Here is a 22,179-nt window from a genome sequence, read left to right on the forward strand (position 1 = left end):
ATCATCGTCATCGCTGCGTCCTTCGGCGCGGCGATGTCGCCACCGCCGCGCCGAAGGGCAGGTTCACCTCGCGGCCCGCAGCGTCGCGTGCAGCTCCTGCAGCGGGCGTACCGCCATGTCGCCCCGGATCAGGGCCTCGATGCCCATCACGGCCGCGGCCGCGCCCGGAACGGTGGTGATGCAGGGGATGTCGACGGTCACCGCCGCGCTGCGGATCTCGTACCCGTCGGAACGGGCGCTGGCGCCCGAGCCCTGCGGGGTGTTGATCACCAGCGCGATCTCCCCGCCGCTGATCAGCGAGACCGCGTCGTCGCCGTCGGTGCCGGCCTCGTAGTGCTTGCGGACCAGTTCGCACTCCACGCCGTAGCGGCGCAGCACCTCGGCGGTGCCGGTGGTGGCGACGATGGTGAAGCCGAGGTCCGCCAGGCGCTTGACCGGGAAGATCATGCCGCGCTTGTCGCGGTTGGCGACCGAGACGAAGATCTTGCCGGAGGTCGGCATCGCCCCGTAGACGGCGGCCTGCGACTTGGCGAAGGCGTGACCGAACGAGATGTCGATGCCCATCACCTCACCGGTGGACTTCATCTCCGGGCCCAGCAGTGAGTCGACGCCCTGACCGGCCGGGGTGCGGAACCGCTTGAACGGCAGCACCGCCTCCTTGACCGCCACCGGCGACCCCGGCGGCATCAGGCCACCGTCGCCGGTGGCCGGCAGCAGCCCCTCGGCGCGCAGCTCGGCGATGGTCGCGCCGACCGCGATGCGGGCCGCCGCCTTGGCCAGCGGCACCGCCGTGGCCTTGGAGACGAACGGCACCGTACGCGAGGCGCGCGGGTTGGCCTCCAGCACGTAGAGGACGTCGTCCTTGAGCGCGTACTGCACGTTGAGCAGACCGCGCACGCCGATGCCGCGGGCCAGCGCCTCGGTGTAGCGGCGCACCTCGGCCAGGTGCTCGCTCACCAGCGTGATCGGCGGCAGCACGCAGGACGAGTCGCCGGAGTGGATACCGGCCTCCTCGATGTGCTCCATCACGCCGCCGAGGTAGACCTCGCCGTCGGCGTCGCAGAGCGCGTCCACGTCGATCTCGATCGCGTCGTCGAGGAAGGAGTCGACCAGGACCGGGTGGTCCGGCGAGATCTGGGTGGCCCGGCTGATGTAGCCGCGCAGGGTCTCGTCGTCGTAGACGATCTCCATGCCCCGGCCGCCCAGCACGTACGAGGGGCGGACCAGCACCGGGTAGCCGATCTCGTCGGCGATCGCCTTCGCCTCGCCGAAGCTGGTGGCGGTGCCGTGCGCCGGAGCACGCAGCTGCGCCTTGGCCAGGACCGCGCCGAAAGCGCCCCGGTCCTCGGCCAGGTCGATCGACTCCGGCGAGGTGCCGATCACCGGCACGCCGGCGTCCTTGAGGCGCTGCGCCAGCCCCAGCGGGGTCTGCCCGCCGAGCTGCACGATCACGCCGACCACGCCGGGACCGCCGGCCGCCCGGCCGGAGGAGTCCTCGGCGTGCCAGACCTCCAGCACGTCCTCGAAGGTCAACGGCTCGAAGTAGAGCCGGTCGGCGGTGTCGTAGTCGGTGGAGACCGTCTCCGGGTTGCAGTTGACCATCACGGTCTCGAAGTCGACCTCACGCAGCGCCATCACCGCGTGCACACAGGAGTAGTCGAACTCGATGCCCTGGCCGATCCGGTTCGGGCCCGAGCCCAGGATCATCACCTTCGGCCGGTCCGAGGGCGTGACCTCGGTCTCCTCGTCGTAGGAGGAGTAGTGGTACGGCGTCGTCGCCGCGAACTCCGCCGCGCAGGTGTCGACGGTCTTGTAGACCGGGCGCAGCCCGAGCCGGTGGCGCAGCGTCCGCACCCCGTCCTCCGCCGCCAGCTCGGGGCGCAGCGCCGCGATCTGGCGGTCCGAGAGCCCGGCCCGCTTGGCGTGACGCAGCAGCTCCTCGTCGACGGTGGCGGCCGCGAGGATCTCGGCGCGCAGCTCGATCAGGGAGACGATCTGGTCCAGGAACCACGGGTCGATCCCGCCGGAGGCCGCCGATACCTGCTCGACGGTGGCGCCCAGGCGCAGTGCCCGCTCCACCGTGTAGAGCCGGCCGTCGTGCGGCATCCGCAGCGCCTCGAGGGTGTTCTCCACGGTGGCGCCGTCGGGGTCCGGCTGGGTCCAGAAGCCGGCCGCCGAGGTCTCCATCGAGCGCATCGCCTTGTTCAGCGCCTCGGTGAAGTTGCGGCCCATGCTCATCGCCTCGCCGACCGACTTCATCGTGGTGGTCAGCTCCCGGTCGGCGCCGGGGAACTTCTCGAAGGCGAAGCGCGGGATCTTCACCACCACGTAGTCGAGCGTCGGCTCGAAGGCCGCCGGGGTCTTGAGGGTGATGTCGTTGGGGATCTCGTCGAGGGTGTAGCCGATCGCCAGCTTCGCTGCGATCTTGGCGATCGGGAAGCCGGTGGCCTTGGAGGCCAGCGCGCTGGAGCGCGACACCCGCGGGTTCATCTCGATCACGACGATCCGGCCGTCGGCCGGGTTGATCGCGAACTGGATGTTGCAACCGCCGGTGTCCACGCCGACCTCGCGCAGCACCGCGATGCCCAGGTCGCGCAGCTGCTGGAACTCCCGGTCGGTCAGCGTCATCGCCGGGGCGACCGTCACGCTGTCGCCGGTGTGCACACCCATCGGGTCGATGTTCTCGATCGAGCAGACGACCACCACGTTGTCGTTGCGGTCGCGCATCAGCTCGAGCTCGTACTCCTTCCAGCCGAGCACGCTCTCCTCGATGAGGACCTCGTGCACCGGGCTGGCCGCCAGGCCCGCGCCGGCGATGCGGTCCAGGTCCTCGTCGGTGTGCGCCATGCCCGAGCCCAGCCCGCCCATGGTGAACGACGGCCGGATCACCACCGGCAGCCCCAGCTCGGCGACGGTGTCGCGGACCTCGTCCATCGAGTGGCAGACCCGCGAACGCGGCACCAGCGGGGTGTCGACGTCGAGGCCGAGCCGCAGCCCGGCCTTGGCGACGATCTCCTTGAAGAGCTGCCGGTCCTCACCGCGGCGGATCGCCTCGATGTCGGCGCCGATCATCTCCACGCCGTACTTCTCCAGCACCCCGGCCTCGTGCAGCGCCACGGCGGTGTTCAGCGCCGTCTGCCCGCCCAGGGTCGGCAGCAGCGCGTCGGGCCGCTCCCGGGCGATGACCTGCTCGACGAACTCCGGCGTGATCGGCTCGACGTACGTGGCGTCGGCGAACTCCGGGTCGGTCATGATCGTGGCCGGGTTGGAGTTGACCAGGCTGACCCGCAGCCCCTCGGCCCGCAGCACCCGGCAGGCCTGGGTGCCGGAGTAGTCGAACTCGCAGGCCTGGCCGATGACGATCGGGCCGGAGCCGATGACCAGTACGTGCTTCAAATCGCTGCGCTTAGGCATGCTGCTCTCCGCTGTCGTCCGCGCCGCGACTGCGGGCACCCTCGATCAATTCCACAAAGCGGTCGAAGAGGTAGTCCGCGTCGCGCGGACCCGCCGCCGCCTCCGGGTGGTACTGCACGGTGAACGCCGGCACGTCCAGGGCCCGCAGCCCCTCGACCACATTGTCGTTGAGGCAGACATGGCTGACCTCGACACCACCGAACTCGGTGTCGATCACCTGGTTCGGCACCACCGCGCCGTCGGCGCCCGCACCCGGCACCTGCACGGCGAAGCCGTGGTTGTGGCTGGTCACCTCGACCTTGCCGGTGGTGCGGTCCAGCACCGGCTGGTTGATGCCGCGGTGGCCGTAGCCGAGCTTGTACGTGCCGAAGCCCAGCGCCCGGCCGAGGATCTGGCTGCCGAAGCAGATACCGAAGAGCGGCACCCGGCGGCGCAGCACCTCCCGGGCCAGGGCCACCGGGTGCTCCGCCGTCGCCGGGTCGCCCGGACCGGGCGAGAAGAAGATCGCGTCGGCGCCGGTGGCGAGCAGCTCCTCGATGGTCGAGGAGGCCGGCAGCACGTGGGTGGTGACACCGCGCGCGGCGAGCCGCCGCGGCACGTTGCGCTTGATGCCCAGGTCGAGCGCGGCGATGACGTAGCGCTGCTCCCCTTCGGCCTGCACCACGTACGGCTTGTCGGTGGTCACCTCGGTTGAGAGGTCCGCGCCGACCATCGCCGGCGCGCTGCGCACCCGCTCCAGCAGCTCCTCGGTGTCGGTGGTGACGCTGGAGATGCCGACCCGCATCGCGCCGCGCTCACGCAGGTGCCGGGTCAGCGCGCGGGTGTCCACTCCGCAGATGCCCACGACGCCCTCGTCGGCCAGCCGCTGCTCCAGCTCGCCGGTGGCGCGCCAGTTGGAGCCGATCCGGGCCGGGTCGCGTACGACGTAGCCGGCCACCCAGATGCGGTCGGACTCGTCGTCCTCGGTGTTGACCCCGGTGTTGCCGATGTGCGGCGCGGTCTGCACCACCACCTGCCGGTGGTAGGAGGGGTCGGTCAGGGTCTCCTGGTAGCCGGTCATGCCGGTGTTGAAGACCGCCTCGCCAAAGGTCTCCCCCACGGCGCCGTACGACTCGCCGCGGAACGTCCGCCCGTCCTCCAGGACCAGGATTGCCGGTCGCCGTTTCACGCAGTCTCCCTCTCGACCCGGAACCCGGGGCATACCAGACTTACCCGACTCATTTCACAGCCTTTCCATCGAGCACCGTCGGCTCGCCCCGCAGGAACGTCGCGACCACCCGGCCGGGCAGGGTCATCCGCGCGTACGGCGTGTTCCGGCTGCGGCTGGCGAGGTCGTCGGGTTCGATCATCCGCCGTGCGGCCGGATCCACCAGGGTGATGTTCGCGACCCGGCCCGGCGCCGGGTCGTGGCCGTGCTCGTCCAGGCCGGCGATCCGCGCCGGAGCGCGCGACATCCGCTCGGCGATCAGGTCCCACTGCGGGCCGAGCACGTCGAGCACGATCGACAGCGCCGTCTCCAGCCCGAGCATCCCGGGGCGGGCGTACGCCCACTCGCACTCCTTGTCCTCCACCGCGTGCGGGGCGTGGTCGGTGGCGACGATGTCGATGACCCCGTCGGCGAGCGCCTGCCGCAGGGCCTGGATGTCGGTGGCCGTACGCAGCGGCGGGTTGACCTTGAAGACCGGGTCGTACGGGCCGTCCGGGCTCCAGCCCTCGGCGACCGCCGGGCTGCCCAGCTCGGGCGTGCCGCCGACGAGCTGGTCGGTCAGGAGCAGGTGGTGCGGGGTGACCTCGGCGGTGACCCGCACTCCGCGTGCCTTGGCGTGGCGCAGCAGCTCGACGCTGCCGGCGGTGGAGAGGTGGCAGATGTGCAGGCGGCTGCCGACGTGCTCGGCCAGCAGCACGTCCCGGGCGATGATCGCCTCCTCGGCGACCGCCGGCCAGCCGGTCATGCCCAGCCGGGTGGAGACCTCGCCCTCGTGCATCTGGGCGCCCTCGGTCAGGCGGGGCTCCTCGGCGTGCTGGGCGATGACCCCGTCGAAGGCCTTGACGTACTCCAGCGCGCGGCGCATCAGCCGCGGGTCGGCCACGCAGTGCCCGTCGTCGGAGAAGATCCGCACGTTCGCGGCGGAGGTCGCCATCGCGCCGAGCTCGGCGAGCTGCTCGCCGGCGAGCCCGACGGTGACCGCGCCGATGGGCTGCACGTCGACCAGCCCGGCTTCGCGGCCGAGCCGCCAGACCTGCTCGACGACGCCGGCGGTGTCGGCCACCGGCGAGGTGTTGGCCATCGCGCAGACGGCGGTGTAGCCGCCGAGCGCCGCGGCGCGGGACCCGGACTCGACGGTCTCGGCGTCCTCGCGGCCCGGCTCGCGCAGGTGGGTGTGCAGGTCGACCAGGCCGGGCAGGGCGACCAGGCCCGCGGCGTCGACGACCACCGCGCCCTCGGCGGCGAGGCCACGACCGGTCTCGGCGATCACGCCGTCGCGGATGAGCAGGTCGGTCGGCTCGGCGCCGAGGATGCTCGCGCCCTTGATGAGGTACGTGGCCACAGCTATTTACCCCCGAGAAGCAGGTAGAGAACGGCCATCCGCACGGAGACCCCGTTGGTGACCTGTTCGACGATGGTGGAGCGGGGCGAGTCGGCCACCGCCGGCATGATCTCCATGCCGCGGTTGATGGGCCCGGGGTGCATGACGATGGCGTGCTCGGGCAGTCGCGCCATCCGCGGGCCGTCCATGCCGTAGCGGCGGGTGTACTCCCGCGCCGAGGGGAAGTAGGAGGCGGCCATCCGCTCGCGCTGCACCCGCAGCATCATCACCACGTCGCTTTCGGGCAGCACCGCGTCCAGGTCGTAGGAGACCTCGATGCCGGGGGCGAGGGCACGGTCGGCCTGGATGGGGATCAGCGTCGGCGGCCCGACCAGGGTCACCTTGGCGCCCAGCGTGGTCAGCAGCAGCATGTTGGAGCGGGCGACCCGGCTGTGCAGCACGTCGCCGACGATCGCGACGTGCAGTCCGTCGATGCGGCCAAGCCGGGCGCGCATCGTGTACGCGTCCAGCAACGCCTGGGTCGGGTGCTCGTGGGTGCCGTCGCCGGCGTTGATCACGCTGCCGTCGACCCAGTTCGCCAGCCGGTGCGGCGCACCCGCTGCGGGGTGGCGGATGACGACGGCGTCGGCGCCCATCGCCTGCAGGGTCAGCGCGGTGTCCTTGAGGCTCTCGCCCTTGGAGACGCTGGAGCCCTTCACCGTAAAGTTGATCACGTCGGCGGAGAGGCGCTTCGCGGCCGCCTCGAAGGAGATCCGGGTCCGGGTGGAGTCCTCGTAGAAGAGGTTCACCACGGTCCGGCCCCGCAGCGCGGGGAGCTTCTTGACCTCACGTCCGGCCACTGTGGCCATCTCGGCGGCGGTGTCCAGGATCAGCGTGGCGGTGGCCGGATCCAGGTCGGCGCCGGAGAGCAGATGCCTGATCACTGCCGTCCCCCGGTGAAGAGCTTTACCTCGTCGGCGTCGTCGAGGCCGGCGAGGGTCACCCGCACGCTCTCCGACAGCGAGGTCGGAATGTTCTTGCCGACGTAGTCGGCGCGGATCGGCAGCTGCCGGTGGCCGCGGTCGACCAGGACCGCGAGCTGCACCGAACTGGGCCGGCCGACGTCGTTGAGGGCGTCCAGCGCCGCGCGGATCGTCCGGCCGGAGAAGAGCACGTCGTCGACGAGGACCACCCGGCGGCCGTCGATGCCGCCCGAGGGCAGCTCGGTCGGTCCGATCGCGCGGGTGGCGTTGCGGCGCAGATCATCGCGGTAGAGGGTGATGTCGAGCACACCGACCGGGACGTCGATGCCTTCGAAGGCGCTCATCCGCTCGGCCAGCCGCCGCGCCAGCGGCACACCGCGGGTGGGCAGGCCCAGCAGCACGGTGTCGGCCGCGCCCTGGGTCTTCTCGAGAATCTGGTGCGCGATGCGGTCGATGACGCGCTGCACGTCGGCGCTGGTCAGAATGACCTTTACGGACGGTTGCAGTGCCGGCTCTGCCGGGGTGCTCTCGGGCACCGGGGGCCGGGCAGCCTGCGGGTAGGCCACGGCGGACCTCCTTCCCCGCCTCACGGGACGGGTCGTTAAAGGATGTCGGATTCCGCCCGGCCGGTAACCGGCGCAGACGGGGCTCGGCACACGTTACCAGTGGTCACACGACCGGCCGAAGCGGGTGGCCGGCGGCCGGACGTTCGGCGGAGGCACCGAATCCCACCTCCGGACGATTTCTCGATCTCCAACACTTGACCAAGTGACCTTCAACTGCGTACCGTCACGCTCCGTAGCGATAGCTGGGAGAACCCCGAGCAGCACTGGGAGTGTCAATGCCCTCTGAATACGCCAAGTCGCTGGGCGCGCGACTGCGTTCCATCCGCCAGCAGCAGGGTCTCTCCCTGCAGGGGGTGGAGGAGAAGTCGAACGGCCGCTGGAAGGCCGTCGTCGTCGGCTCCTACGAGCGCGGCGACCGCGCCGTAACCGTGTCGCGGCTGGCGGAGCTCGCCGACTTCTACCGCGTGCCCGTCTCCGAACTGCTGCCCGACGGCAGCGGGGTGCGGCACGAACCGACCAACAAGATCGTCCTGGACCTGGAGCGGCTCTACGACGAGGCCTCCGAGGACCTGGCGTACGTGGCGCGTTACGCCCGCGCCATCCAGCAGCAGCGGGGTGACTACAACGGCCGGGTGCTCTCGATCCGCGCCGACGACCTGCGGGCGCTGGCGATCGTCTACGACGCCTCCCCCTCCGGTCTGATCGAGCGGCTCAACGAGCACGGTGTGCTGGTGGCCGACCCCCGGGCGTTCTTCGCCTCCTGATCGCCGCGTACCACGACGAAAGGCCCGCGCCGGACGGCGCGGGCCTTTTCGTGTGTGCGGGCCAGTTGTGAGCGGGCCGTGAGGTGCGTTCCCGGTCTGCTCGCCGGCCCATTGCGTGCCGACGAGCAAGGTGCCGGCCGTTGCGTGCCAACGAGCAGGTGCCGGCCCGTTGCGTGCCGACGAGCAGGTGCCAGCCCTTGCGTGCCGACGAGCAGAGGTGCCTGCCCGTTGCGCGGGTCAGCGGGGGCGGGTCAGCGGGTGGCGTACTCGGCCACCCGGCCGAGCAGGCCGTTGAGGAAGCGCGGCGAGTCGTCGGTGGACATCTGCCGGGCCAGCTCGACCGCCTCGGTGATCGCCACCGGGTCGTCGATCTCGTCGACGTAGAGCAGCTCGTAGACGGCGATGCGGGCCAGGTTGCGGTCCACCACCGGCATCCGGTCCAGCGTCCACCCTTCGGCGTAGCTGGCGATCAGCTCGTCGATCCGGTTGAGGTTGGCTGCCACGCCCTCGACGAGGTCGATCGCGTAGTCGACATGTGCCGGCCGGGGCTTCTCGATCCGGTCGAGATACCCGGCGAGCACCTCCACCGGCGGCCGGTCCCGCAGATCGGCCTCGAAGAGCACGTCGAGAGTCCGCTTACGCGCCTTGCGGCGCGCCGGCATCTGCTGTTTGGGACCCTCGGCCATCAGGCCCGGCCGAGGTATCGGCCGTCACGGGTGTCGACCTTGATCTTCTCACCGGTGGTGATGAAGAGCGGCACCTGGACGGTGGCGCCGGTCTCGACGGTCGCCGGCTTGTTGCCGCCGGTCGACCGGTCGCCCTGCAGACCCGGCTCGGTGTAGGTCACCTCGAGGAAGACGCTGGTGGCCAGCTCGATGTAGAGCGGGACACCCTCGTGGGTGGCGACGGTCGCCTCCGCCTCCGGCAGGAGGTAGTTGGCGGCGTCACCGACGGTCACACCGGGGACGTGGATCTGGTCGAAGGTGTCCAGATCCATGAAGACGTAGTCGTCGCCGTCGGCGTAGAGATACTGCATCGTCCGCTTGTCGACGGTCGCGGTCTCGACCTTGGTGCCGGCGTTGAAGGTCTTGTCGACGACCTTGCCCGACAGCACGTTCTTCAGCGTGGTGCGCACGAAGGCACCGCCCTTACCGGGCTTGACGTGCTGGAACTCGACGACAGCCCAGAGCTCGCCGTCGAGGTTGAGCACCGTGCCGTTCTTGAGGTCGTTGGTGGTCGCCATACCCTGCCTTGATCTTCAATTGACGGAAAGACCTGGCAAGTCTACTAGCAGCCACCGCCAGGATTCACACCCTCCGGACCGCTGCGATCGGCGCCGCATCACAGTATCCCGTCCCCGGCGATGATCATTGCTCGAAAACGGGATTCACCCCTCCAGACCGCCGCCGCCTCGTAGCCGCGCCCGGCCCACCGGAGTGATCACGCGCATCCCTGGAGGAACCTTCCCTTCCCGGGAGACACCCCTCCCTTCCCTGGGGTGATCACGCCCATCCGCTCTCACTCTCATCACCGCGGATTGATCGTTAGCCGAGAACCTGTGTCAGACAGGCCGCACCACACCGGTTCTGGGCTAACGATCAAGCTTGGGCCAACTCGTCGCGGCCTGAGGGGAAGCGACCCGAAGCGAGGCCACTCGAAGCGAGGCGGCCCGAGGCTAGATGGCCTGGGGTTCGGTGGTGCGGGCGAGGTGGTGCAGGGCGAGGCGGTAGCCGTCGACCCCGAGTCCGGCGATCACGCCGGTGGCGACCGCGGAGACCACCGAGTGGTGCCGGAACTCCTCCCGGGCGTGGATGTTGGAGATGTGCACCTCGACCAGGGGTGCGCGCAGCATCGCGCAGGCGTCCCGGACGGCGTACGAGTAGTGCGACCAGGCCCCCGGGTTGAGCACCACGGCGGCCTGCTCGTCGGCGGCGGCGTGCAGCCAGGCGAGCATCTCGTGCTCGGCGTCGGTCTGGCGCACCGTCACGTCCAGCCCGAGATCCCGCCCGGTCGACTCGCAGAGCGCCACCAGGTCGGCGTACGTGGTGGCGCCGTAGACCTCGGGCTGGCGGGTGCCGAGCCGGCCGAGGTTCGGCCCGTTGAGCACGTGGACCCGCACGATGTCACCCTCTCTCGTTCGCGGCCGCAGGACCGGCCAGGCGGCTCACCGCGCCGGCGCCGGGCAGGTTTGCCGGTGGCGTCGGGCAGAGTTCCCGGTACGCGGCGGCGAGCAGTTCGTCGTCGGGTCCGGTGAGCGTGCCGGGCGCGGCGAGCCCGTCCAGGACGACGAAGCGCAGGGTGGCGCCGCGGGCCTTCTTGTCGACCCGCATCGCCGCCAGCAGCTGCGGCCAGGCGTCGGGGTGGTAGCCGGTGGGCAGGCCGAGCAGCTCGACGACCCGGCGGTGCCGCCGCGTGGTCGCCTCGTCCAGCCGGCCGGCGAGTCGCCCCAGGATGCCGGCGTAGATCACGCCGACGGCGACGGCGTCACCGTGGCGCCACCGGTACTGCTCGAGCTTCTCGATGGCGTGCGCCAGCGTGTGCCCGTAGTTGAGGATTTCGCGCCGTCCGGATTCGCGCAGGTCGCCGGAGACGACATCGGCCTTGACCCGTACGGCCCGTTCGATCAGCTCCCGCAGCACCGGTGCGGCCGGGTCGACCGCCACGGCCGGATCCGCCTCGATCAGGTCGAGGATCACCGGGTCGGCGATGAAGCCGCACTTGAGCACCTCGGCCATCCCGGCACGGAGGTCGTCGGCCGGCAGGGTCGCCAGCAGATCCAGGTCGCAGAGCACCCCGGCGGGCGGGTGGAAGGCGCCGACCAGGTTCTTGCCCGCGGCGGTGTTGACGCCGGTCTTGCCCCCGACGGCAGCGTCGACCATGCCGAGCAGCGAGGTCGCCACCGGCACCCAGCGCACCCCGCGCAGCCAGCAGGCCGCGACGAAGCCGGCCAGGTCGGTGACGGCGCCACCGCCGACCCCCACCACCGCGTCGGTACGGGTGAAGCCCGCCTCGCCGAGGCGTTCCCAGCACTTCTCGGCCACCTCGATGCGCTTGCCCGCCTCGGCGTCGGGCACCTCGATCGGCAGCGGCGCCAGTCCCGCGTCGCGCAGCGCGCCGGTGATCCGCTCGGCCCGCTGCCGCAGCGGGGCGGCATAGAGCACGGCCACCCGCATCGCGCCGGCGAGCAGGCCGGGAAGCTCACCGGCCAGGTCACGGCCGACCAGCACGTCGTACGGCGTCTCGCCGCCGACCGGAATTCGCGTCAACTCGTCCATCGTGGCCGAGCCTAGCCGCCGCCCCGGCAGCCCCGAGCGCACCTCACGGTGAGTCCGCCCGTTGGACGGCGCCCTGCCCCCGGATGGCCGGCGCCGCAGGCAGCAACAGGACCACCCTGGTGGTGTGCCAAGTCGCTAGCGGCCGAGGAGGGTGCGGATCTCGGCGGTCACCTCGGCGGCGCTGCGACCGTCGGTGATGACGGTGTGGGTGGCGACCTCGGTGTAGAGGGGGCGGCGCTGCTCCAGCAGGTGCCGCAGAGTGGCGCGCGGGTTGAGCGCCAGCAGCGGGCGCCCCGCGCCGAGCCCGACCCGTTTGATGGCGTCGGGCAGCTCCACCGACAGGTAGATCACGGTCTGCCCGGCCAGCGCCGCGCGGGTCTCCTCGGCGAGCACCGCTCCCCCACCCAGGGCGACCACCCCGTCGTACGAGGTGAGCGCAGCGGCGACGGCGTCGCGTTCGAGGGCGCGGAAGTGCTCCTCGCCCTCGTCGACGAAGATCTCCGGGATCGGCTTGCCGGCGATCTGCGCGATGTCGTGGTCGGTGTCGCGGAATCCGACGCCGAGCGCGGCGGCGAGCGCCTGCCCGACGGTGGTCTTGCCCGACCCCGGCGCGCCGACGAGCACGCAGACCGGGCGGGTCACCGGATCACCAGGGCGGCGAGGTAGGCGTCGAGGTTGCGGCGCATCTCGGCGATCGAGTCGCCGCCGAACTTCTCCGTCGCCGCCTCGGCCAGCACCAGTGCCACCATCGCCTCGGCGACGATGGCGGCGGCCGGCACCGCGCAGACGTCGGAGCGCTGGTTGATGGCGGTGGCCGGCTCGCCGGTGGTGATGTCCACGGTGGCCAGCGCGCGGTTCAGCGACGAGATCGGCTTCATCGCTGCGCGTACGCGCAGCGGTTCGCCGGTGGTGATGCCGCCCTCCAGGCCGCCGGCCCGGTCGGTGACCCGCCGTACGCCGTTCGCGCCCGGCACGATCTCGTCGTGGGCGACCGAGCCACGGGAGCGGGCCTGTTCCCAGCCGTCGCCGATCTCCACGCCCTTGATGGCCTGGATCGACATCAGCGCGGTGGCGAGCCGGGCGTCGAGCTTGCGGTCCCACTGCACGTGGCTGCCCAGGCCGGGCGGCACCCCGTACGCCAGCACCTCGACGACGCCGCCGAGGGTGTCGGCGGCCTTCTTCGCGGCGTCGACCTCGGCGACCATCCGGGCACTGGCCTCCGGGTCGAGGCAGCGCAGCGGGTCGGCGTCGATGCGTGCGGTGTCGGCCGGTGTGGGACGCAGTCCCGGCTTGGCGGCGACCGGACCGAGCTCCACCACGTGCGAGACGATCTCGATACCCAGGGCCTGGCGGACCAGGGCCTTCGCCACGGTGCCGGCGGCGACGCGGGCGGCGGTCTCCCGGGCGCTGGCACGTTCCAGGATCGGACGGGCGTCGGTGTGGCCGTACTTCTGCATGCCGGCCAGGTCGGCGTGGCCCGGGCGCGGGCGGGTCAGCGGCGCGTTGCGGGCCTGCCGGGCCAGCTCGTCGGGATCAACCGGGTCGGCGGACATCACGGTCTGCCACTTGGGCCATTCGGAGTTGCCGACCCGGATCGCCACCGGACTGCCCAGGGTGACGCCGTGCCGGAGCCCGCCGATGATCTCGACCTCGTCCTGCTCGAAGGACATCCGGGCGCCGCGGCCGTAGCCGAGCCGGCGGCGGGCCAGCTCACCGGCGATCTCGCCGGTGGTCACCTCGATACCGGCGGGCACGCCCTCCAGCATCGCGACCAGGGCGGGACCGTGCGATTCACCTGCAGTCAGCCAACGCAACACGCCGCCAAGTCTGTCACGAGCGGTTATGCCCCCCGGCCCGGCCCGCCCACGTCCCGCCTTGCGGACTTCGGGCCGGGCGGAACCGCGAATTCTGCGGGCGACCAGTCGGGCTGGTCCACGATTTCGATGGTGCCCCTCGGGTGAAGTGCGGCCCAGCTCTGGGCCGCCTCGCGATCGACGCCGCGCAGGAGCACGACGTACCCCACCAACCTCGGATGGTGCCGGGAGCGCAGCGCCGCCGGAAGCAGGTTCGCCACCACCACGGCGTTGACGAGGACGGCAAGCGCCGGCAGGAGAGCCCGCGGCGGCTCGTACGACGGAAAGCCCACCACGTTCACGATCAGAGCGAGCAGTCCAGACGCCCCGACGGCGAGCACGAACGGACGAGCCCGTAGCCGCCAGGACTCCCAGCGACAGGTACGGTCGAACCGGTGAGCCGTCACCCGATCAACGAAGAGAGTCACCTCTTGCCGACTCACTCCGGAGCCTGGGCGCAGGCAACGGGTGGTCACGACCACGCCGTCAGTTCCACCGTCCACGAGTGACCGGGGCGGCGGCACCAAGGATTCGGCCGCCTTCGCCTCGATCCGGAGGTCGACTCTCGATCTCATCCTGCTCTCACCACGGCCCGGGCATCGGACGGCGAGAACGGCGCTACGACGAGACATGGCGAGGCCCCTGGCGATCTGGATAGCGGTCAGAGCGTGGCTTCGGCCGAGCGCCGAGCACCACTTCCCGACCGCGGGTTTCCAGCGATGGTAGTCGATTACCTGAACGCAGGACCAGTTCAGGCAACGCCACGTCTGCGCCCTGCTCTGTTCGCCAACAGCGAGGGCCACCGGGCCGCGGCGATCCTCCGCCGAAACAACTGTCCCGTCCGGCGGAAAGTGGCACTGGTGTCGGTGCCTGAGCTGCGGTTGTGCCAGGTCCGCGCGGACAAGATCAGGTTAGTCGTCCGGATCTACTTGGCACTGTCGGCGATGAGTGCGTCCAGCAGCTGCGACAGGCTGAGGCGTGGGTGGTGTTCGGGCTCGGGTTGGTAGTCGAGCGGCAGGTCGTGGTTGGTGGACCGGTCGGCGTAGTTCGGTAGCGCCCAGCTCGGAACATGGCGGTGCTTGTTGAACTCCTTGTTGGCTTTCTTGGCGAGGGTCTCGTCGGAGGTGGCGTGGTTGACCGGGACGCCGTCGAAGGTGACCCGGCGGGTCTGCGGGAACGTGCGGTTGGGCACGACGACATCCGGCAGGCCGGCCATCGCCCGCAGCCAACGGTCCGTTTCGTACCCGGTCCACTCCTGGGTGACGGGCCAGTTATGGGGGACGGGCTCAGGTCCGATCTGCCGGCTGATCTCGGCGGTGATGGTGAGCCGGTGCTCCGCGGAGGTCAGCGCCCGGCGGGCAACGGCCCGCCACGTAGGCGAGCAGAACAGCCGCGCAAGGTTGACGATCTCGGGGTAGAACGCGGCGAGGAACACCGAGGTGTTGAACCGGGTGCGGGTAGGGATGAGCAGGTCGATGCGTTCCTGCCAGCTGCGGCGTCCGGGAACGTCGATACGTTGCTGAAACCGCCGGTCGACGCAGACGGCGATGGAGACGTCGAACGCGTTGAAGACGTGCCGCCAGCCTCGGCGGCGCAGCAGCCGGGTGTGCCGTCGCTGCGCGGTGACGAGTTCGGGGACCAGCCGCGCGAGCTGTCGAGGACGCAGGTCCGGGATGGTGGGGACCGGCGGGCCGATCCAGTAGCCGTGGCGGGTGCAGACGAACTCGTGGTGGGCGAAGAACCGGACGACCGGCCCGCCCGGGTGCCGTGCGGTGCAGACGGGGCAGGCCCGTTGGGGAAGGTGACGCAACTCCCGCCAGCGCGGGGCGGGGTCACGCAGTTCGGGCATCGCGTGCGCGAGCGCGGCGAGTTGGTGGCCGGTCGCGGCGACGAGCCGCTGCGCGACGATGAGCTGGCGGCGCTTGCTGGTGCCGCTGTAGGGCACCGAAGCGCTGAGGTGCTGCCAGAGGTCTCGGTAGCCGATGGAGTGCAGTGCGGCGAGGCGCCGGACGTAGGAGGTGACGGTTTCCTGCTGGGCAGGCCGAACCGTGATCGGCAACCTTCGGATCATGCGGTCGTGGCGGCCGGCGCCCGTGGCGCCGGTGCGGGGCTGGGGTGGGTCGCGGCGTATGCCTCGGCGGCGTGGTCGAGGCGGACCCGGTCGAGGTGGGCGCGGGTCAGGTGTTCGGTGCCGTCGAGGATGGCGTCGATGGCGGCGCCGCGGACCAGGTGCGACAGGCTGCCGATCATGCCGGCGGTGCGCCGGTGCAGGTACTCGTCCAGCGCGGCGAGCGTTCCGGGCTGGTGGGCGCGCAGCGGCAGAGTGGCTTCCAGGCTGGCGACCAGGGCGTGCCAGGCGGCGCGTTGGTCGGCGGTGCCGTAGGCGAACGCGGTGGTGGGGATGGTGGTGAACCGGCTGGCGAGCTGCTGACCTCGGGGGCCGGCGAACAGGCCGACGCGTTCGACGTTGACGCCGGCGTAGATGAACGTGGCGGGCAGCCGCTCGGCGAAGTATTTGAGCTGGTCGGACACCTCGGCCCCGGCGCGGGTGGCGAGGTTGAGGTTGTGCACCTCGTCGACCAGGACCAGCTCGACACCGACGTGAGCGGCGGTCGCGCAGACGGCGTTGGTCACGTCGGTGATGTTGGCCCGGCGGCCCAGCGGCAGACCGAAGAAGCGGGCGAACTCGACGGCCAGCATCCGGGGTGTGGCCGCGGGCGGGACGGTGACGTAGACGACCGGCAGCCGGTTCTTCTCGTGCGGGTGCCGGCGACGCACCGCGACTTCGTGGGTGCGGCCCAGCGCGGTGATTGCGGTGGTCTTGCCGGTGCCCGGGACGCCGGTGACGATCAGCCCGCGGCGTGCGGACAGCTGGCGGCGGTTGAGCAGCACCAAGCGCCGTGCCGTCGCCACGACCTCGGCAACGACCGGGGTGTTGACCATGACCAGCTCGGACAGGTAGTCGATGCGCGCGTCGTCGGTGTCGGTCCCGTCGCCGGCGGCCGGCGGGGTGGGCCGACGGTCCACGAACCGCGCCCAGCCCTCCTTGGTGGTCAACGGCTCGTCGGCCAGGACCTGCTTGGCCTGGTCGGGCTGGCTCAGGTGCTCCATCGGGGCGGGGCCTTTGCCTCTCAATCGGAAGGGACGTTTGCGGCGGAGGCGCACCGAGACGGGAGCCGGGACTGTGGCCCTGCGCCGGGTCATAGCCAGCGCTCGGCTTCGGCGTCGACGTCGAACAGCCCGAACGGCTCCACCGGCGCCGGCCCGGCGCCGGGTGCGGGTGCGGGCGTGGGCAGGTCGATGACCTGCGCCTCGGGCAGCACCCGGCGGCGTGCCGCCCGGGTGCGGGCCGCGACGCGGGCCGTGGCCTTGTTCGGCGGCCCGTTGCCGGCGCGGGTGAGCAGCTCGTCGAGGACCCGGGCGACCTCGGTCTCGTTGTCGTCGGGCAGGCCGCGGGCGGCGGCCATCCGGCGGGCGTGGCGCCAAGTGAAGTCGGCGAACGGCGCGCTGACCATCGGCAGGTGCGTCCAGGCCGCGGTAATCCAGCCGGCCGGGGTGCGGACATAGACGTGGGACAGGTCGTAGGGGTCGTAGTGCACTTCCCAGCGCCCGCCCTGCTCAGCGACGGTGGAGCGTTCGCCGTGGGGCAGGGCGTCGTCGTCGTAGGTGCGGTGGTCGATGGTGATGCCGTACTCGTTGACGTGGCGCCAGTGCACCGGCAGCAGCTCCAGGTAGTCGGTCCGAGACAGCGTCAGGGGCAGGTAGCCGGACACGGTGACCATCGCGGCGTAGGCGTCGTTCGGGCTGAACGCCCGGCGCGGCGCGTGCGGGTCGCGGAGCCCGTCATGGGGCCGGTGCTGCCACCCGGCGACGATCCACTCGTCGAGCAGGTCTTGCAGCTCGGGCAGGCTCCAGAGCGGCTCGTCGGTGATCCGGTCGCCGCGGCGGGTGACGTTGCCGCCGGTGTAGCCGGCGACGTGCTGGCAGAACAGGCTGGCGATAGAGGAGAACTGCCGCTCGACCAGCGGCTTGTCGGTCGGGGTGCCCTTGCGGGCCGGCTGGACAGAGATGCCCAGCCGGTCGCAAGCGCGGGTGAACACCTCGGAGACGAACACCCGGCCGTGGTCTATGACGATCGTCTCCGGGACGATCACCGGCTTGGCCGCGGCGGTCTCCAGCCGGGCGTCGATGTCGAGCAGCCGCGTGTGCGGCAGCCGGGAGGCGGACATGCGCAGCGCGGCCGACCAGCCGGGCCGCATCGGCTCAGGGACCAGCGTGCGGGCCAGCAGCAACGCGGCGTCGACGGCCTTGGTGCCGGCCGGGCGCAGCACCGCCGCGGCGATGGTGCGGGTGGCCACGTCGACGACCATCGTCAGCTCGGGGCGGCCGGGGACGCCGGAGTCCAGCAGCACCATCACGTCCAGCGGCGTGGAGTCGATCTGCACCAGCTCACCGGGCCGGGTGGCGAACGTCGGGGTGAACGGCGCAACCGGCCGGTTGGCCAGGGACCGGCGCGTGGTCGCCGCGCCGAACGAGTGCCGCCCGCCGGCCAACACGCCGACCAGCTCGTAGAACGCGCTGCGACCCGGAATCGGCACCACCCCGGGCCCGTGCTCGGCGTCCAGCGCGGTGCGCACCCGTCGCATCAGGCGCCCGCGGGTGCCCGTCGAGGCGTGCGTCTGCGCGTCCAGTTCGGCGCGGATCGCCGTGACCAGCCGCTCGTCGGCCCGGCCGACCGGGTCGCTGCCGCGGGTGTATCGCTGGTCGACCAGCCCCCACAGGCCCTGCTCGGCGTAGCGCAGCCGCATCCGCGTCACCGTCCGCGCCGAGGTCGGCTGCCCGGCGGCGCTCAGCTCGACGGCCTTGGCCGCGTCGCGGTCCTTCAGCGTGCTCGCCGCTGGGTCGTAACCCGGCCGCGGCCCGGCGCCCTCCGGCGCTTCCGGTGCCCGGCCGGTGACCACCTCGACGAGGTGCCGCTCCCAGCGCCGGGCCCGCTCGAGCACCTCGTGCGGCAGGGTCTCCAGCAGCCCCAGCGGTTCCACCGCCGGCACCGCCTGCTGCTCGTCGAGCAGCTCGAAGTCCGCGGCGGCGAGCAGGAACGCCAGCAGCACCACCTTCGCAACCCCATCCCGCGAGCGCAGCCGCACCGACGTGCCGGCCAGCGCCACCACCTGGTGCTCGTCGCCGTCGAAACGCACCCACTCCCCGACACGCAGCACCGGTAACTTGCCCGCGCCCATCAGCAGGCCCCGGCCGTGGTCACGATGGTCGCCTCGTGCAGCCGTACCCCGAGGTCACAGGCCAGCTCACCGCACCACAGCAGGTGGAACAACACCGGCAGGACCGCGATCGGCTCACCCGCCGCGCCAGCACCGTCCATCAACGGCGCGGGCTCGGCGAACACCTCCCGCAACGCCGCGCCCACCGCCGGCAGCCGGTACCGCGGATGCCGGTAACCGGCCAGCCAGCGCACATTGCGCACCATCACCAGCTCCGGCGCGCCGACCAGCCGATACTCCCATCCGACCAGCTCACACGCCCGGCCAGTCACGGCGAACGCCGCGGCGTCACGCGGCTTGATCCGGTCGACTGGTCGGCAGTCCACCACCAGGCCCCGCCCGTCGGCCAGCCGGGCGAAGTAGTCCGGCGCGTGCGAACGGCGCCGGCCGGAAGCCTCGTCGTCCCAGAACAGCCAGAACGGCTGCGACGCGATCCCGGCCACCGCCGGGTCGAAGTCGAGCAGCATCAGGTGATCGCGCTCCAGCCACGACTCGTACCCGACGTGAGCGCCGGTCGTCGACGACCACCACAAGCCCGGGAAGTTGCGCTGCCGCTTGTACGACGGGAAGCCGCGTACCGGCTTGACCAGCTCGAACAGCACCCCCGCCGAGTCGATCAAGGAGGTGCGGACCTCCGATCCCTCGGCGCCGACGTAGCCGACCTCGAACTCAGCCGTCAGCGGCCCACCCAGGCCCGGCACCGCGCGCAGCACCCCGGCACCGTACCGGACGTGCCACCTCAACCCGGACGCGTACTGGGTTCGGGGCGGAACGCGGGCAGACTTTAGAGTGGCGCCGTGAGCAACCAGCCGGTCCGCGACGCCTACTCGCACATGTCCGAGCAGTACATCGCCCTGTTCGATGGTGACTGGCAGGCCCACGTGGATGACACGGCCCTTGTCCGAGACCACCTCGTCGGCTTGGACGGCGCCGTGCTCGATCTCGGTTGCGGCCCCGGGCATTGGAGCGCCTACCTGCATTCGCTCGGCGCCAACGTGACCGGCGTCGACTTGGTACCTGAGTTCATCGGCTACGCCCGGACCCACTTTCCCGGGCCGGCGTTCCAGCTCGGATCAATGACGGACCTGGACCTTCCCGACCACTCGGTGGCCGGCATCCTCTCCTGGTACTCGACCATCCACCTACCGCCATCGGAGCTGGATGCGGTACTCGCCGAGTTCCGCCGGATGCTGCCTCCTTCCGGGAACCTGGTGATCGGCTTCTTCGACAGCGACGACGATGTGGCCGCGTTCGACCACAAGGTCCACACGGCATACCGCTGGCCCGTAGACACATTCTCTGCCCGCCTGGCAAAGGCTGGTTTCACCGAACTTCAGCGCTTGCAGCAGCAGTCCCCGGACCGCCCGGACCGCAAGTACGCGGCCATTGCCGCAACAGTCGCCGCGCCGTAGTGCCCGATCGGCACACAGCTGACTGCCGGTCGAGACCAAGTACACGCACACTCATCGGGAAGCCTGTCAACTCGCCGAGAACCCGCTAACCTCGCTGAGACCGGACAGCACCGTACCGGACGTGCCACCTCAACCCGGACAGTGCCAACCTCGTGCCAAGTCATACCGGACGGTGCCAACTCAACGCGGACGGGACAACGACGCCGAGGCCTTCACCCAGCAGGGGGCGGTAAGGCCTGGAGCGCCTCTTGCTCCTAACATCTACGGCATGTCTGCTGCGCCCGGACCACACCGCCGCACCGAACGCCTGCTGCTCTGCCGCCCCGCCGCCACCGACCTCGACGCCATGTACGCCATCCACGCCGACCCGGCGACCAACCGGTACAACCCGATCGGCCCGGTGGCCGACCGCAGTGCCGCCGCGGGGATGCTCGACGGCTGGATCGCGCACTGGGAGCGGCACGGCTTCGGCTACTGGACCGTACGCGCGGTCACCGACGCCGAGGTGCTCGGCTTCGGCGGGCTGCAACGCACCGACGTGGACGGCGAGCGGGTGCTGAACCTCTACTACCGCTTCGGGCCGCGAGCCTGGGGCAAGGGCCACGCGGCCGAGATGGCCCAGGCCGCACTGGTGCTCGCCGACGAACTGGGCACCGGCGAGCCGGTGGTGGCACTGGTCCGTGACACCAACCTCCCCTCCCAGCGGGTGGCGACACGGGCCGGCCTCACCGCCACCGGCACCATCGACCACGGCGGCGTACCGACCCTCGTCTTCCGACGCATGGATCCCACCGGCCGGATGCCGCAGCAGCGTCCCGCCGGGGCCGATTCCGCCCGGCGCTAGGGTGAGCCGGTCGTACAGCCGCGGGGAGGACACGTGTCGCAGAGCACCGAGATGCCGGTGGCCGCACCGGTAGCGGCGCCCACCGGCCGGGCCGCCGCTGTGCTGCTGGTGCTGCTGGGCTGTCTCACCGCGATCGGCCCGCTCTCGCTGGACATGTACCTGCCGGCCTTTCCGCAGATGGCCGCCGACCTCGACGCCGCCCAGGCGCAGATTCAGCTCTCGTTGACCACCTGCCTGATCGGCATGGCGGCGGGCCAGCTCGTCACCGGCCCGCTCAGTGACCGCTGGGGACGCCGCCGGCCGGTCCTGATCGGCATCAGCGCGTACGTGCTGCTCGCCCTGGCCTGCGCGGCCGCGCCCTCGGCGGAGCTGCTGGCCGCCACCCGCTTCGCACAGGGCTTCGCCGGCGGCACCGGCGTGGTGGTCGCCCGCGCGGTGGTCCGCGACCTCTACGCCGGCCGGGCCGCGGCGAAGTACTTCTCCCGGCTGACCCTCGTCTTCGGAGTCGTGCCCGTGGCCGCGCCGAGCCTGGGCAGCCTGGTGCTCGGCTTCACCTCGTGGCGCGGGGTCTTCCTGGTCATCGCGCTGATCGGCCTGCTGCTCGCCGTCGCCAACGCGCTCTGGCTGCCCGAGACGCTGCCGGCGCACCGGCGCAGCACCGGCGGCCTGCGGGCCTTCGGCCGGACCGCGCGCACCCTCGCCACCGACCGGGTCTATCTCGGCTTCGCGCTCACCCAGGGGCTGGCCTTCGCCGGGCTCTTCGCCTACATCTCCGGGTCGTCCTTCGTCTTCCAGGACGTCTTCGGCCTGAGCAGCACGGCCTTCAGCGTCATCTTCGGGCTCAACGCGGTCGCCTTCGTCGCGCTCGGCCAGCTCAACGGCCGCCTGGTCGACCGCTACGAGCCGCGCCGGCTGCTGGTGACGGCGCTGACGGTCGGTGCGGTCACCGCCGTGGCGCTGCTCGGCGCCAGCCTGACCGGCAGCGTCCTGCTGGTGGCGTTGCTGCTCTTCGTCTTCATGGGATCGCTGGGCATGGTGATGCCCAACGGCACCGCGCTGGCGCTGGACCGCCACCCCCGCACCGCCGGCACGGCGGCGGCGCTGATGGGCGCGATCCAGTCGGTCGTCGGCTCGCTCGCCGCGCCGCTGGTCGGGCTCGGCGGCGAAGGCAGCGCCGTGCCGATGGCGGTCGTTGTCTGCGGCGCCGCGCTGCTCTCCCTCACCGCGGTGCTCACCCTGGCCCGCGAGCGCCGAACCTGAG

19 protein-coding genes and 1 pseudogene are annotated in these 22,179 nt (G+C 71.5%); 4 read left to right on the plus strand and 16 right to left on the minus strand.

All coding sequences use genetic code 11. The annotated features are described in order from the left end of the window. Positions 1 to 63: 63 nt before the first annotated feature. The 5 genes from carB to pyrR are packed head-to-tail and all read right to left on the minus strand — an operon-like array spanning position 64 to position 7,491. The gene (gene carB / locus ACK8GG_RS13675) at positions 64 to 3,414 is read right to left on the minus strand and encodes a carbamoyl-phosphate synthase large subunit (protein WP_440353816.1); all 3,351 of its coding nucleotides are present in this window, start codon (positions 3,412 to 3,414) and stop codon (positions 64 to 66) included. Next, complete coding sequence (gene carA / locus ACK8GG_RS13680) at positions 3,407 to 4,582, minus strand: glutamine-hydrolyzing carbamoyl-phosphate synthase small subunit (RefSeq protein ID WP_440356470.1); 1,176 nt, start codon at positions 4,580 to 4,582, stop codon at positions 3,407 to 3,409. The genes carB and carA overlap by 8 nt, the downstream gene beginning before the upstream one ends. 49 nt (positions 4,583 to 4,631) lie before the next feature. Continuing rightward, complete coding sequence (locus ACK8GG_RS13685) at positions 4,632 to 5,963, minus strand: dihydroorotase (protein ID WP_440356471.1); 1,332 nt, start codon at positions 5,961 to 5,963, stop codon at positions 4,632 to 4,634. Positions 5,964 to 5,965: 2 nt separating this feature from the next. Further along, a complete protein-coding gene (locus ACK8GG_RS13690; protein WP_440356472.1) occupies positions 5,966 to 6,886 on the minus strand; it encodes an aspartate carbamoyltransferase catalytic subunit in 921 nt (306 codons plus the stop codon). Then, a complete protein-coding gene (gene pyrR, locus ACK8GG_RS13695; RefSeq protein WP_440351853.1) occupies positions 6,883 to 7,491 on the minus strand; it encodes a bifunctional pyr operon transcriptional regulator/uracil phosphoribosyltransferase PyrR in 609 nt (202 codons plus the stop codon). Before pyrR ends, ACK8GG_RS13690 begins: the two co-directional genes overlap by 4 nt. A 275-nt stretch (positions 7,492 to 7,766) precedes the next feature. On the opposite strand from pyrR, the gene bldD reads away from it, so the two are divergent. Next, complete coding sequence (gene bldD, locus ACK8GG_RS13700; protein ID WP_440351852.1) at positions 7,767 to 8,255, plus strand: transcriptional regulator BldD; 489 nt, start codon at positions 7,767 to 7,769, stop codon at positions 8,253 to 8,255. Positions 8,256 to 8,506: 251 nt separating this feature from the next. On the opposite strand, the gene nusB is transcribed toward bldD, so the two are convergent. From nusB to ACK8GG_RS13755, 11 genes and pseudogenes are all read right to left on the minus strand, one after another. Beyond that, positions 8,507 to 8,917 carry a transcription antitermination factor NusB gene (gene nusB, locus ACK8GG_RS13705; RefSeq protein WP_440356597.1) on the minus strand — a complete coding sequence of 137 codons (411 nt, stop codon included), beginning with the start codon at positions 8,915 to 8,917 and terminating at the stop codon, positions 8,507 to 8,509. A 23-nt stretch (positions 8,918 to 8,940) separates the two neighbouring features. After that, positions 8,941 to 9,498 carry an elongation factor P gene (gene efp / locus ACK8GG_RS13710; protein WP_440351851.1) on the minus strand — a complete coding sequence of 186 codons (558 nt, stop codon included), beginning with the start codon at positions 9,496 to 9,498 and terminating at the stop codon, positions 8,941 to 8,943. Between the two features lie 432 nt (positions 9,499 to 9,930). Then, positions 9,931 to 10,374 carry a type II 3-dehydroquinate dehydratase gene (aroQ, locus tag ACK8GG_RS13715; RefSeq protein ID WP_440353813.1) on the minus strand — a complete coding sequence of 148 codons (444 nt, stop codon included), beginning with the start codon at positions 10,372 to 10,374 and terminating at the stop codon, positions 9,931 to 9,933. 88 nt (positions 10,375 to 10,462) lie between these two features. After that, a pseudogene (gene aroB / locus ACK8GG_RS13720) lies at positions 10,463 to 11,530 on the minus strand (3-dehydroquinate synthase); the annotation flags it as partial. A 135-nt stretch (positions 11,531 to 11,665) separates the two neighbouring features. Further along, positions 11,666 to 12,172, minus strand: coding sequence for a shikimate kinase (locus ACK8GG_RS13725; RefSeq protein ID WP_440351849.1), 507 nt, complete (start codon positions 12,170 to 12,172; stop codon positions 11,666 to 11,668). After that, the gene (aroC, locus tag ACK8GG_RS13730) at positions 12,169 to 13,347 is read right to left on the minus strand and encodes a chorismate synthase (protein WP_440351944.1); all 1,179 of its coding nucleotides are present in this window, start codon (positions 13,345 to 13,347) and stop codon (positions 12,169 to 12,171) included. The genes ACK8GG_RS13725 and aroC overlap by 4 nt, the downstream gene beginning before the upstream one ends. A gap of 23 nt (positions 13,348 to 13,370) precedes the next feature. Beyond that, the gene (locus ACK8GG_RS13735; protein WP_440353812.1) at positions 13,371 to 13,790 is read right to left on the minus strand and encodes a hypothetical protein; all 420 of its coding nucleotides are present in this window, start codon (positions 13,788 to 13,790) and stop codon (positions 13,371 to 13,373) included. A 518-nt stretch (positions 13,791 to 14,308) separates the two neighbouring features. Next, entirely contained in the window at positions 14,309 to 15,442 is a 1,134-nt protein-coding gene (locus ACK8GG_RS13740) for a TniQ family protein (RefSeq protein ID WP_440353811.1), read from the minus strand. 8 nt (positions 15,443 to 15,450) lie between these two features. After that, entirely contained in the window at positions 15,451 to 16,494 is a 1,044-nt protein-coding gene (locus ACK8GG_RS13745) for a TniB family NTP-binding protein (RefSeq protein WP_440356473.1), read from the minus strand. A gap of 89 nt (positions 16,495 to 16,583) precedes the next feature. Further along, positions 16,584 to 18,623 carry a TnsB C-terminal domain-containing protein gene (locus ACK8GG_RS13750; RefSeq protein ID WP_440356474.1) on the minus strand — a complete coding sequence of 680 codons (2,040 nt, stop codon included), beginning with the start codon at positions 18,621 to 18,623 and terminating at the stop codon, positions 16,584 to 16,586. Next, positions 18,623 to 19,375, minus strand: a complete 753-nt coding sequence (locus ACK8GG_RS13755; RefSeq protein ID WP_350821600.1) for a TnsA-like heteromeric transposase endonuclease subunit — start codon at positions 19,373 to 19,375, stop codon at positions 18,623 to 18,625. The genes ACK8GG_RS13750 and ACK8GG_RS13755 overlap by 1 nt, the downstream gene beginning before the upstream one ends. Before the next feature lie 120 nt (positions 19,376 to 19,495). Between ACK8GG_RS13755 and ACK8GG_RS13760 the strand changes: the two genes are divergently transcribed. The 3 genes from ACK8GG_RS13760 to ACK8GG_RS13770 all read left to right on the plus strand — a co-directional run bounded on the left by ACK8GG_RS13760 (position 19,496) and on the right by ACK8GG_RS13770 (position 22,178). Beyond that, the gene (locus ACK8GG_RS13760; RefSeq protein WP_077938073.1) at positions 19,496 to 20,074 is read left to right on the plus strand and encodes a class I SAM-dependent methyltransferase; all 579 of its coding nucleotides are present in this window, start codon (positions 19,496 to 19,498) and stop codon (positions 20,072 to 20,074) included. 268 nt (positions 20,075 to 20,342) lie between these two features. Continuing rightward, positions 20,343 to 20,918 (plus strand): GNAT family N-acetyltransferase, encoded by a 576-nt coding sequence (locus ACK8GG_RS13765; protein WP_440356475.1) that lies wholly within the window; start codon positions 20,343 to 20,345, stop codon positions 20,916 to 20,918. A 51-nt stretch (positions 20,919 to 20,969) separates the two neighbouring features. Continuing rightward, entirely contained in the window at positions 20,970 to 22,178 is a 1,209-nt protein-coding gene (locus ACK8GG_RS13770; RefSeq protein ID WP_440356598.1) for a multidrug effflux MFS transporter, read from the plus strand. The last annotated feature ends 1 nt before the right edge of the window (position 22,179 follow it).

The organism is Melissospora conviva (assembly GCF_049523535.1).
In the GTDB taxonomy this organism is placed as follows: domain Bacteria; phylum Actinomycetota; class Actinomycetes; order Mycobacteriales; family Micromonosporaceae; genus Melissospora; species Melissospora conviva.

Excerpts from the sequence above, each read along its gene's own strand:
- carB (WP_440353816.1), bottom strand. The coding sequence starts at position 3,414 with ATGCCTAAGCGCAGCGATTTGAAGCACGTACTGGTCATCGGCTCCGGC.
- bldD (WP_440351852.1), top strand. The coding sequence starts at position 7,767 with ATGCCCTCTGAATACGCCAAGTCGCTGGGCGCGCGACTGCGTTCCATC.
- nusB (WP_440356597.1), bottom strand. The coding sequence starts at position 8,917 with ATGCCGGCGCGCCGCAAGGCGCGTAAGCGGACTCTCGACGTGCTCTTC.
- efp (WP_440351851.1), bottom strand. The coding sequence starts at position 9,498 with ATGGCGACCACCAACGACCTCAAGAACGGCACGGTGCTCAACCTCGAC.
- ACK8GG_RS13745 (WP_440356473.1), bottom strand. The coding sequence starts at position 16,494 with ATGGAGCACCTGAGCCAGCCCGACCAGGCCAAGCAGGTCCTGGCCGAC.
- ACK8GG_RS13750 (WP_440356474.1), bottom strand. The coding sequence starts at position 18,623 with ATGGGCGCGGGCAAGTTACCGGTGCTGCGTGTCGGGGAGTGGGTGCGT.
- ACK8GG_RS13760 (WP_077938073.1), top strand. The coding sequence starts at position 19,496 with ATGTCCGAGCAGTACATCGCCCTGTTCGATGGTGACTGGCAGGCCCAC.
- ACK8GG_RS13765 (WP_440356475.1), top strand. The coding sequence starts at position 20,343 with ATGTCTGCTGCGCCCGGACCACACCGCCGCACCGAACGCCTGCTGCTC.
- ACK8GG_RS13770 (WP_440356598.1), top strand. The coding sequence starts at position 20,970 with ATGCCGGTGGCCGCACCGGTAGCGGCGCCCACCGGCCGGGCCGCCGCT.